We start from the raw sequence: 11,108 nt of genomic DNA, 5'->3' as shown, positions 1-11,108 counted from the left end.
GTGGGAGCGAGCCTGCTCGCGATGGCGTCCGATCAATCATCCCGCGTCAGCACTTCCAGCAATTCAATCTCGAAAATCAGGTTCGAGTTCGGCGTGATCTTGCCCATGCTGCGCTCGCCGTAACCCAAGTGCGCCGGCACCAGCAGCTTGCGCTTGCCACCGACCTGCATCCCCAAAAGCCCCTGATCCCACCCCTTGATTACGCGCCCCGTGCCGATCACACACTGGAACGGTTTGCCCCGACTGTAGGAGGAGTCGAATTCGGTGCCGTCTTCCAGCCATCCGCGATATTGGGTGGTGATCAACGCGCCCTTGACGGCTGCTTCGCCGTCGCCTTTCTGGATTTCGATGATTTGCAGTTCTTCATTCATGACGCCGGGTCTGCCTGACAGGATTCGATGGGCGTGGTTTTCCCAGAAAACCATCCGGTTGGCAACATGACATTAAGCGTGGCGACGGTATTGATCCGCTCCACGCATCAATGCATGCCAACTATGCAATTAACATATCGATCCCCCTGCGCCACTATCCGCCCCAATAAGAACCGTGCGCCGCCAGCAGTTGGCGCACGTCATAAAAGCGGTGGAGTACTTATCGATGACAGCCACAATTCCGCGCGGACGCTCCCGGGCCAGCGCAATCTTCCGGGTCACCTCGGGCAACTTCCTCGAACAGTTCGATTTCTTTCTTTTCGGCTTCTACGCCACGCAGATCGCGTCGGTGTTCTTCCCTGCCAGCAGTGAATTCGCCTCCTTGATGATGACCTTCGCCGTATTCGGCGCAGGCTTTTTGATGCGTCCGCTGGGCGCGGTGGTGCTCGGTGCCTACATCGATGACGTCGGCCGGCGCAAAGGCCTGATCGTCACCCTGTCGATCATGGCCAGCGGCACGATATTGATTGTGCTGGTGCCAGGTTACGAAACCATCGGCCTGTTCGCCCCGGCACTGGTGCTGGTCGGCCGGCTGCTGCAAGGTTTTTCGGCTGGTGCCGAACTGGGTGGCGTCTCGGTGTATCTCTCGGAGATCGCCACACCCGGTCGCAAGGGCTTCTTCACCAGCTGGCAGTCCGGTAGCCAGCAAGTGGCAATCATTGTCGCCGCCGCCCTGGGTTATGCCCTCAACCAGTGGATGGCACCCGCAACTATCGCCGACTGGGGCTGGCGGATTCCGTTTTTCGTCGGCTGCATGATCGTGCCGTTCATCTTCCTGCTGCGCCGTAACCTGGAAGAGACCGAAGAATTCGCCACCCGCAAACATCGTCCAAGCATGCGCGAAGTGTTCCGTACCCTGGCGCAGAACTGGGTGACCGTGTTCGCCGGCATGCTGATGGTCGCCCTGACCACCACCGCCTTCTACCTGATCACCGTGTACGCGCCGACCTTCGGTAAAACCGTGCTGCACCTGAGCACGTCCGATGCGCTGCTGGTGACCCTGCTGGTGGGCGTGTCGAACTTCTTCTGGCTGCCGATTGGCGGTGCGCTGTCCGATCGCATCGGCCGTCGTCCGGTGCTGATCACCATGGCCCTGCTGGCACTGGCGACGACCTATCCGGCGCTGTCGTACCTGGTGCAGGCACCGAGCTTCATCAACATGCTGCTGGTGCTGCTGTGGCTGTCGTTCATCTATGGCCTGTACAACGGCGCGATGATCCCGGCGCTGACGGAAATCATGCCGGTCGAAGTGCGGGTCGCGGGCTTCTCCCTGGCCTACAGCCTGGCCACTGCGCTGTTTGGCGGTTTCACCCCGGCGATGTCGACCTTCCTGATCCAGTACACCGGCGACAAAGCGGCCCCCGGCTACTGGATGAGTGTGGCGGCGCTCTGCGCACTGTGCGCGACGCTGTACATGTATCGCCGTGCCGGCGGTCGTCTGCAACCGGCGCTGTCGTGAAACTGGCCTTGATCGAGAACCTGTCCATGAAAAAACTGTTCAATGTCGCGGCCCTGGCGCTGCTGGTCAGCCTGGGCGCGAGCACCGTCGCCCAGGCCGAAGAGATTCGTGTGATGACCTCCGGTGGCTTCACCGCTGCCTATAAAGTCCTCGGCCCGAAATTCGCCGCCTCCACCGGCAACACCCTCGACACAGCCCTGGGTCCGTCGATGGGCAAGGCCCCGGAAGCGATCCCCAATCGCCTGGCCCGTGGCGAGAAAGCCGATGTGGTGATCATGGTCGGTTACGCCCTGGACGACCTGATCAAGCAAGGCAAGGTCGACCCGGCGTCACGGGTCGAGCTGGCGGACTCGCGGATCGGCCTGGTGGTGCGTGAAGGCGCGCCCAAGCCGGATATCAGCTCGGTGGACGGCCTGAAAAAGACCCTGCTCGACGCCAGATCCGTGGCCTATTCCGACAGCGCCAGCGGTGTCTACATCGAGCAGCAGCTGTTCAAGCGCCTGGGCATCGAAGACCAGCTCAAGGGCAAATCGACCATGGTGCCGAAGATCCCCGTGGGCTCGGTGGTTGCCACCGGCGACTATCAACTGGGCTTCCAGCAGGTCAGCGAACTGCTGCCTGTGCCGGGGGTGAGTTTCGTGGCGAAGATTCCGGAATCGGTGCAGTCCGTGACGCGTTTTGCCGCCGGCATCCCGGTGGGCGCGCAGCACCCGGCCGAAGCCAAGGCGTTGCTGGATTACCTGGCCTCCTCCGCCGCGCAAGCGGATGTGAAAGCCACCGGCCTGGATTCGGTCAGTCGCTGACCGAAGGCGGCAGGACTTTCATTTCCACCACCAGGCGTTCCAGTTCCAGTGCAGCCGGGGTCAGGGTTCGACCCCGGCGCTTGATCAGGCCGACGCTGCGAATCACCTGCGGGTCGGTGAGCGGCACCCGCGTCAAAATCGGGTGATCCGCCGCCGGCATCGCCATCAGCGGCACCGCCGCCACTCCCAATCCCGCCTCCACCAGGCCGATCATGGTCGTCACATGCAGGGTCTCGCAGATGCTTGGCCGCCGCGGCACCACCCGCGTCAACGCCTGATCCAGCAAGAAGCGGTTGCCCGACGTCTTGTCCAGCGAGATGTAATCCTGCTGATAGAACTCGTCCCAGGTCACGCTGCTGCGCACTGCCAGTGGATGATCACGGCGGCAGGCGACCACGTAGCTTTCCTGCACCAGCGGCTCGAAATCCACCTCGGCCTCCAGCGTGCCCATAAAGCTCAGGCCGAAATCCGCTTCGCCGTTGACCACCGCGCTCAGCACTTCGTGGGCGCTGGAGTCGAGGACCTTGACCTTGATCTTGGGAAATTGCTGGTGATAGCGCGCAATCACCCGGGGCATGAAGTAGTACGCCGCCGAAGGCACACAGGCGACGGTGACATGGCCGAGACGGTTCGAGGCGACTTCGCTGATGCCCAGCAAGGCGATGTCCAGGTCATCCAGCAGACGCTCGACCCGGGGCATGAACCCGCGACCGGCCTGGGTCAGGCTGACCTTGCGCGTGGTGCGCTCGAACAGCCGCACGCCAAGGGCGTCCTCTAGCTTTTCGATGCGTCGGCTCAGGGCCGGCTGGGAGATGCGAACGGTGTCGGCGGCCTTGCGAAAACTCCCCTGCTCGACCACCGCGCGAAAGGCTTGCAGGTCGTTAAGGTCGAAGTTGATGGCCATGAGGTGCTCGGAAAACAGACAGGATTGATCTGTCTATTCTATAAATGTAACTGATTGATGCAAAGAACAACGTCACACCGAGGGGCGATTATCGCCCCTCCGTGAAACCGCTTATTTTTCAGCCATTTGCAGTTTCGGCAATTTGACGCGGAACATTTGCGTCATGCTCAGCAAACACACAAGCCCGAGCGCCATCCAGCACAGCCCGATCACGAAGGACATGTGCGACAGGCTGGTCCACAGCCAGACGGTCGATAGGAACCCCAAGGCCGGAATCAGTCCATACAGTACGAAGTTCTTGAACCCGGTTTTGCGCTCGTCGACCAGATAGTGCTTGATCACCGCCAGATTGACCGCCGAGAACGCAAAGAGCGCGCCGAAGCTGATCATGTTCGCAACGGTATCCAGGGTGATCACCAGGGCGATCATGGACAGCAGACTGACCACCAGGACCGCCGTCACCGGCACCCGCTTCTTCGTCATCAGCACCCCGAACGCGCGAGGCAGCGCGCCATCCCGGCCCATCGCGAACAACACCCGCGAAACGCTGGCCTGCGACACCATCGCCGAAGCGAAGCAGCCCGCGACATAGGTGGCCGTGAACGCCGTCACCAGCATCTCCCCACCCACACGCCGCATCACGTCGACAGAGGCGGAATCGGCATCGACGAAGGTTTTCCACTCGGGGAAGACCAGTTGTGCGAAGTAAGCCACGATCACGAACAACACACCGCCAATCAGGGTCACGGCCATGATCGCCGTGGGAATGCGGTACCGGGGATTACGCGCTTCCTCGGCCATGGTCGACACCGCATCGAACCCCAGGAAGGAAAGACACAGCACCGCGGCGCCGGAGAACACGATCGGCAGGCTGAATTCGGAGTTGTGGAACGGCAACATCAGGGACACATCGCTGGCCTGCGCACTGAAGCGCTGGATCGACAGCGTGACAAACACCACGATAAACGCCAGTTGCGCTACGACCAGCACCAGGTTCACCCGGTTGACCGACTCGATACCGACAAGATTGAGGAAAGTCACCAGCAGAATGGAACCCAATACCCAGACATAGGCGGGAATGGCCGGGAAATACTCCGCCATGTAGATGCCGATCAGCAGATAGCTGAGCAATGGCAGGAAGATGTAATCCAGCAACAGCGTCCATCCGGCCATGAAACCGAAGTAGGCGCCAAAGGTTTTCCGGGTGTAGGTGTAGACCGAGCCCGAATAAGGATGCGCCTGAACCATTCGACCGTAACTGTAGGCGGTCAACAACATGGCGGCCAGGGTAAACAGGTAAGCCGTGGGCATGTTGCCCTTGGTCATTTGCGTGACCAGTCCGTACGTTGTAAATACGGCGAGCGGCACCATGTAGGCCAGGCCGAAAAGAACCAGTGAAGGGATACCGAGAGACTTTCTGAAAGTTGCCGTATTACCGCTATGGTCACCTTCAACTGAGTCGATTGAAACGGAGGAGTTTGACGCTCTTATTTTTGTATTCATTAAGAACTCCTGAATCATGGGGAGTTTAGGATTGTTGATCTGCGCCCAAGGCAATACGAGGAAGAAACTTCTTCCTGTCAGCTAGTTGAACTACCGCAACCTGGACTATCAGCGTCTGACCGAAACAGGCGCCAACAATAAGTTGGCGCTGTCTATCCCTGTCCCCTTACAGGCGACCGATCTGCTGCGCAGTGCGATCGACTGCCTTGCGGGTTTTCTCGACCAACTCATCGATCTCCGCACGCCCGGCCACCAGTGCTGGCGCCATGATCATCCGGCCCAATGTCGAACGAATGATCACGCCTTCCTCGAAACCGAAAGTGCGGCACTGCCAGGCAATGTCGTTCTCGTTTTCGAAACGCTTGCGAGTGGCCTTGTCCTCGGCGAACTGCAAGGCGGCCACGAGACCGGCGCCCTGAATCTCGCCAATCAGCGGGTGGTTGCCGAACACTTCACGCAGGCAACTTTGCAGGTACGGGCCGGTGTCGTTCTTGACCCGGGTGACGATGCCTTCATCGCGCAAGGCCTTGAGGTTGGCCACGGCCACGGCGGCTGCGACCGGGTGACCGGAGTACGTCAGGCCGTGGGCGAACACGCCACCCTCTTCCACCAGTGCTTCGGCGATCCGCTTGGACAGCACCAGTCCACCCATCGGGATGTAGCCGCTGGTCAGGCCCTTGGCGATCGACAGGGTGTCCGGCTCGAATCCGAAGTGTTGGTGAGCGAACCATTCGCCGGTGCGGCCGAAGCCGCCGATCACTTCATCGGCACACAGCAGCACATCGTACTTGCGGCAGATGCGCTGGATTTCCGGCCAGTAGCTCTCAGGCGGGAAGATCATGCCGCCGGCGCCCTGGAAGGGTTCGGCGATAAAGCCGGCGACGTTTTCAGCGCCCAGTTCGAGGATTTTCTCTTCCAGTTGCTGCGCACACTTGTGCCCGAATTCTGCAGGCGTGAGATCGCCGCCCTGTGCGTACCAGTAGGGTTCATCGATGTGCGCGATGTCCGGAATCATCCCGCCCATTTCGTGCATGAACTTCATGCCGCCCAGTGCCGTGGCCGCAAGCGTCGAGCCGTGATAACCGTTCCAGCGGCCGATCATGATCTTCTTCTGTGGCTTGCCTTCAATCTGCCAGAAACGACGCACGGTGCGGATCAATACTTCGTTGGCTTCCGAGCCGGAGTTGGTATAGATCACGTGGCTGTAGTGCTTGGGCAGCAGGCTGAACAGCAACTCGGACAACTCGATCACGGCCGGGTGAGTGGTGTGGAAGAACATGTTGTAGTAAGCCAACTGATCCATTTGCGTGCTGGCCGCGGCGGTCAGGTCCTTGCGGCCATAACCCAGCTGGGTGCACCACAGGCCCGACATTCCGTCGAGATAACGACGGCCATCGTTGTCCCAGAGATAAAGGCCTTCACCTCGGACAATCACGCGCGGACCTTCGGCATTCAATGCCTTTTGATCAAGAAAGGCATGTATGTGATGCGCAGCATCGGACGCCTGATAATCTTCGGTGGCACGACTGAGCCTGAATGGAACATTCATATGATTTACCTTTTTATTTTTTGGGTTGTTTAAGTGCCTGGTTATTGGTCCGGGCGCCTGTAACTTTCCAGTGGATCTTTGAAGTAAACGTCTCGAGCTTGAGAAAGGGATTGTATGAACAGCGCGAACAACTCGGACTGCGAGTTGATATTCATCTTGTTGTAGGCGTTTTTTCGATGAGACTTTACGGTGTCTTCAGATATCGAAAGTCGCTCAGCCAAAGACTTGGTGGAATGTCCCTTCAATATAAGCTGGGTGATCTTGCATTCACGCTGAGACAAGACTGAACAACCAAAACTGTTGAGTGCCGCATGTATCTTGCGGGCGAAGATGTTTTCGAACATGCCACTCAGCGCTTCGCCGCCGACGCCTTCCCAATGTTTGTCCAGCAGCGCAAGTATCCAGGGGCTGATGAGCTTGAACTGCTGCAACGACTCTTCGCTGAATTTTTCCCCACTGATCAACGACACCGCGATGGTGAAACCCGGGGAAATCTGCAGGATGTAGTTGAGTTCATCGCCGATGCGGCCGTGCTGATAGAACGCGAGATAGTATTCGCTGCGCTCGAAATGGTCGGGGGCGATATCCGGCAGGTGATAACAGCCAGAGGTGACGTTTTCGACGGAGATCCCATAGAACGGATCCAGCAGATAAAATCCCGACAGGTACTGTTTGACGCTTCCGTCAGGCCGCAAATGCCCTTCGTCGTCGCGCTCGAACAGCGCCGTGGGCAGGCCATCGTGCGGATAGAGATACAGCGTGGCTGCGTGGATGGGCGCCAGCGTGCCCAAGGCATTGACCAGCACACTGAAAAAGTCCGGCCGACCCACGACTTCAGTGGCTTTCGCCATCTGCTGGTACCACTGCACTGATGTAAGTCGCTGACTTTCCATTGCATGCCACCCAAGTCGGGAGAAGCCCTGAAGGTTGTTTCTGAAGCCATGGAACCCGCTTCGTTAGTGGCGAGAATTCTCCCACGCGTCAAAAGAATCCGGTATCACCCTATAGGGGGAATCCGCGTTCATCACATCGCAGCCTCAAGCCAGCTAGATTCAACGGTAGATCTGTGCGAACCCCAGCCTTTATCCTTGTCGACCGCCGTACCGAGTTGATGGAGTTTCCCCAATGCCCCAAGAAGGCTATCTGCTACAAGCCGCTGTCGTGTTTCTTCTCGCGGCAGTCCTCACCGTCCCCCTCGCCAAACGCCTGCAACTGGGCGCCGTGCTGGGCTATCTGTTCGCGGGGGTGATCATCGGCCCTTCGGTGCTGGGCCTGATCGGCAACCCGGAAAGCGTCGCCCATATCTCGGAACTGGGCGTGGTGCTGCTGCTGTTCATCATCGGTCTTGAACTGTCGCCACGACGGCTGTGGGTGATGCGCAAGTCGGTGTTCGGCGTCGGCCTGGCGCAAGTGCTGCTCACGGGCGGGGTGCTGGGTGCGCTGGCGCTGTTCGTGTTCGGGCAACCGCTGAACAGTGCGATCGTGCTGGGCCTGGGCCTGGCGCTGTCGTCCACCGCGTTTGGCCTGCAAAGCTTGGCCGAGCGCAAGGAACTGACCAGCCCCCACGGACGCCTGGCCTTTGCGATCCTGCTGTTCCAGGACATCGCCGCCATCCCACTGATCGCCATGGTGCCGCTGCTGGCAGGCGTGGACCACAACACCACGGCCGCGCAGGATCTGAACCACGGCCTGGAAGTGCTGGGCAGTATCGCCATCGTGGTGGTCGGCGGGCGCTACCTGCTGCGGCCGGTGTTTCGCATTGTCGCCAAGAGCAACCTGCCGGAAGTCTCCACCGCCACCGCGCTGCTGGTGGTGATCGGTACCGCCTGGCTGATGGGCATTGCCGGGATCTCCATGGCCTTGGGCGCGTTCCTCGCCGGCCTGCTGCTGGCGGATTCCGAATATCGCCACGAACTGGAAGCGCAGATCGAACCGTTCAAGGGCCTGTTGCTGGGGCTGTTCTTCATGAGCGTCGGCATGGGCGCCAATCTCAGCCTGCTGCTGCGCGAGCCGATCGTGGTGCTGGGCCTGACCGTGCTGCTGATCGCCGTCAAGTTTCCCCTGCTGTTCGTGCTCGGCCGACTGGCCGGAGGCCTGAACAAGGTCAGCGCCATCCGCCTGGGCATCGTGCTGGCGGCCGGTGGTGAATTTGCGTTCGTGGTGTTCAAGATCGGCCGTGACGCTTCGCTGTTCGATCCGCGCCTGTATGACCTGCTGGTGCTGGCGATCACCCTGTCGATGGCCATGACGCCGCTGTTGATCCTGCTCTGCGCACGGCTGGTCAGCCCGAAAGTGCAACCGGTGGTGGTGCCGGAGAAATTCCGCGAAATCGACACTGACGAACCTCGGGTGGTGATCGCCGGCATGGGCCGCATGGGCCAGATCGTGGCGCGGATCCTGCGGGCGCAGAACATCAAGTTCGTCGCCCTAGACACTTCGGTGGAAACCATCGAGCTGTCCCGCAGTTTCGGCGGTGTCCCGGTGTTCTACGGCGACCCGATGCGCCCGGAAATCCTCAGCGCGGCCAAGGTCGAACAGGCCGAGTACTTCGTGATCGCCACCGACGACCCGGACGCCAACATCAAGACCGCCGAACTGGTGCGCAAGCTCTACCCGCACATGAAGATCATCGCCCGCGCCCGTAACCGCCAGCATGTGCATCGCTTGATGGACGTGGGCGCTCATCCGATTCGTGAAACGTTCTATTCGAGCCTGGAAATGAGCCGGCAGACGTTGATCGGCCTTGGCTTGACCCAAGCCCAGGCCGATGCGCGGATCAAGCGCTTCAAGCTTCACGATGAACAGGTGCTCGAGGCCCAGCATGCGGTTTATGACGATGCGGCGAAGGTGATGCAGACGGCTCAGGAGGCGCGGGCGGAACTGGCGCGGTTGTTTGAGTCGGATGAGTTGGAAGAGCAGGCGAAGAAGCATTGAATTTGCGTTGAATGTACCGGCCTCTTCGCGGGCAAGCCTCGCTCCTACAGAGATGTGGGTGTCCACACAATTCTGTAGGAGCGAGGCTTGCCCGCGAAGAACGATAACGCGGTGTAACGGATTAACCACAATTACCAAGGCCCTAAAATGTCAACTGACCAACCCGCCCCCGCCCTCAAGGAAATCTTCAACGCCGAACGCCTCCGGCACATCGCCACCGAGATGAGCGCGGTCTATCCGGCCTTCGACGCCAAGGCCTTCCTGAAGCTGGTCACCAAAGACCTGGCCGAACTCTCGATCATGCAGCGCCTGGCCCGGGTCAGCGAATCCCTGCATGCCGTGCTGCCGCTGGACTTCGAAGCCTCGCTACCGCTATTGCGCGCCCTCGCCCCACGGCTCAACAGCGCCTTTGTCAGCATGTGCCTGCCCCAATACGTGGCCATCTATGGCGCCGACCGCTTCGAGCTGTCCATGGACGCGCTCAAGTATTTCACCGCCTTCGGCTCCTCGGAATTTGCGATCCGCCCGTTCCTGCGCAGCGATCTGGAACGCACGCTTAAACATATGCATGACTGGTCGCTGGACGACAACGAGCACGTCCGGCGTCTGGCCAGCGAAGGTTGCCGCCCGCGCCTGCCGTGGTCGTTCCGCCTGGAACGGATTCAGGCCGACCCGCGCCTGGCCATGGGCATTCTCGACAACCTCAAGGCCGACCCCAGCCTTTATGTGCGCAAGTCCGTGGCCAATCACCTCAACGACATCACCAAGGACCATCCCGACTGGGTCCTGGACCTGATCGAAGGCTGGTCGCTGGACAACAAACACACCGCGTGGATCGCCAAACACGCCCTGCGCAGCCTGATCAAACAGGGCAATCCGCGGGCCTTGGCGATCATCGGGGCCGGCGGCAAGCCTGAAGTAGACATCGTCGACGTGCAGGTCAACCCGCCGGTGATCGGCCTGGGAGAGAAAATCACCCTGTCCTTCGCCGTCAGATCCAGGGTCGAGGACAGCCAGCGCCTGGTGATCGACTACGCCATCGACTACGTCAAAGCCAACGGCAGCACCTCAGCCAAAGTCTTCAAGCTCAAGGCCCTGACCCTGCCCGGCCACGCCACCGAAGCCATCACCCGCGGCCAGCACATCAAGGAACTCACCACCCGCCGGCACTACGCGGGAAGGCATGCGGTGCACATCATGGTCAACGGCGAACGGCTGGCCAGTACGGCGTTCGATATCCTTCCCTGAGCCACAAACCCCTGGAGCTGCCGAAGGCTGCGATCTTTTGATCTTGATCTAAGAAATCGCAGCCACGTTGCACTCGACAGCTCCAACCGAGTTCCTGCGGGCAACCTCACCTTCAGATTCCATTAAGAAATCCCTCGGATACTCCTCCCAGACTTTTCCGGGAGGCGTCAGCCCATGCCCTTTTTCGACTGGAACATACCCTTGCCACTGCACTTCGGTGACGCCGAAACCCCGCAGTTGAGCCTGGAGCGGGCGTTGCCCGACGATTCACAACGCC

General features: G+C 60.1%; 9 protein-coding genes and 1 pseudogene. 5 read left to right on the top strand and 5 right to left on the bottom strand.

Annotation, left to right across the window (positions count from 1 at the left end; genetic code table 11):
• Window positions 1-32 precede the first annotated feature (32 nt).
• Window positions 33-371, bottom strand: a complete 339-nt coding sequence (locus tag K9857_RS27380; RefSeq protein ID WP_224541218.1) for an FKBP-type peptidyl-prolyl cis-trans isomerase — start codon at window positions 369-371, stop codon at window positions 33-35.
• Between the two features lie 226 nt (window positions 372-597).
• On the opposite strand from K9857_RS27380, the gene K9857_RS27375 reads away from it, so the two are divergent.
• The gene (locus tag K9857_RS27375) at window positions 598-1,890 is read left to right on the top strand and encodes an MFS transporter (protein ID WP_224541215.1); all 1,293 of its coding nucleotides are present in this window, start codon (window positions 598-600) and stop codon (window positions 1,888-1,890) included.
• A gap of 26 nt (window positions 1,891-1,916) precedes the next feature.
• Window positions 1,917-2,693: a substrate-binding domain-containing protein gene (locus tag K9857_RS27370; protein WP_224541220.1), complete on the top strand. Its 777-nt coding sequence runs from the start codon at window positions 1,917-1,919 to the stop codon at window positions 2,691-2,693.
• Here the strand turns inward: K9857_RS27370 and K9857_RS27365 are convergent.
• The 4 genes from K9857_RS27365 to K9857_RS27350 form a co-directional block, all read right to left on the bottom strand.
• The gene (locus tag K9857_RS27365) at window positions 2,683-3,597 is read right to left on the bottom strand and encodes a LysR family transcriptional regulator (RefSeq protein WP_224541213.1); all 915 of its coding nucleotides are present in this window, start codon (window positions 3,595-3,597) and stop codon (window positions 2,683-2,685) included. The two genes, K9857_RS27370 and K9857_RS27365, sit on opposite strands and share 11 nt — an antisense overlap.
• A gap of 111 nt (window positions 3,598-3,708) precedes the next feature.
• On the bottom strand, window positions 3,709-5,100 hold the full coding sequence (locus K9857_RS27360; protein WP_411961621.1) for an APC family permease: 1,392 nt from the start codon (window positions 5,098-5,100) through the stop codon (window positions 3,709-3,711).
• A gap of 166 nt (window positions 5,101-5,266) precedes the next feature.
• A complete protein-coding gene (locus K9857_RS27355) occupies window positions 5,267-6,649 on the bottom strand; it encodes an aspartate aminotransferase family protein (RefSeq protein WP_224541211.1) in 1,383 nt (460 codons plus the stop codon).
• A 41-nt stretch (window positions 6,650-6,690) separates the two neighbouring features.
• Entirely contained in the window at window positions 6,691-7,542 is an 852-nt protein-coding gene (locus K9857_RS27350) for a response regulator transcription factor (RefSeq protein WP_224541210.1), read from the bottom strand.
• A 232-nt stretch (window positions 7,543-7,774) separates the two neighbouring features.
• Between K9857_RS27350 and K9857_RS27345 the strand changes: the two genes are divergently transcribed.
• The 3 genes and pseudogenes from K9857_RS27345 to K9857_RS27335 form a co-directional block, all read left to right on the top strand.
• A complete protein-coding gene (locus K9857_RS27345; protein ID WP_224541208.1) occupies window positions 7,775-9,583 on the top strand; it encodes a monovalent cation:proton antiporter-2 (CPA2) family protein in 1,809 nt (602 codons plus the stop codon).
• Between the two features lie 147 nt (window positions 9,584-9,730).
• Window positions 9,731-10,831 (top strand): DNA alkylation repair protein, encoded by a 1,101-nt coding sequence (locus K9857_RS27340; protein ID WP_224541206.1) that lies wholly within the window; start codon window positions 9,731-9,733, stop codon window positions 10,829-10,831.
• Window positions 10,832-11,005: 174 nt separating this feature from the next.
• Window positions 11,006-11,108: pseudogene (locus K9857_RS27335) on the top strand (thermostable hemolysin); the annotation flags it as partial.

The organism is Pseudomonas sp. REP124 (assembly GCF_020164475.1).
GTDB lineage: Bacteria > Pseudomonadota > Gammaproteobacteria > Pseudomonadales > Pseudomonadaceae > Aquipseudomonas.
The sequence above is the reverse complement of the archived record's forward strand: the minus strand, read 5'-3'. Positions and strand labels throughout refer to the sequence as shown.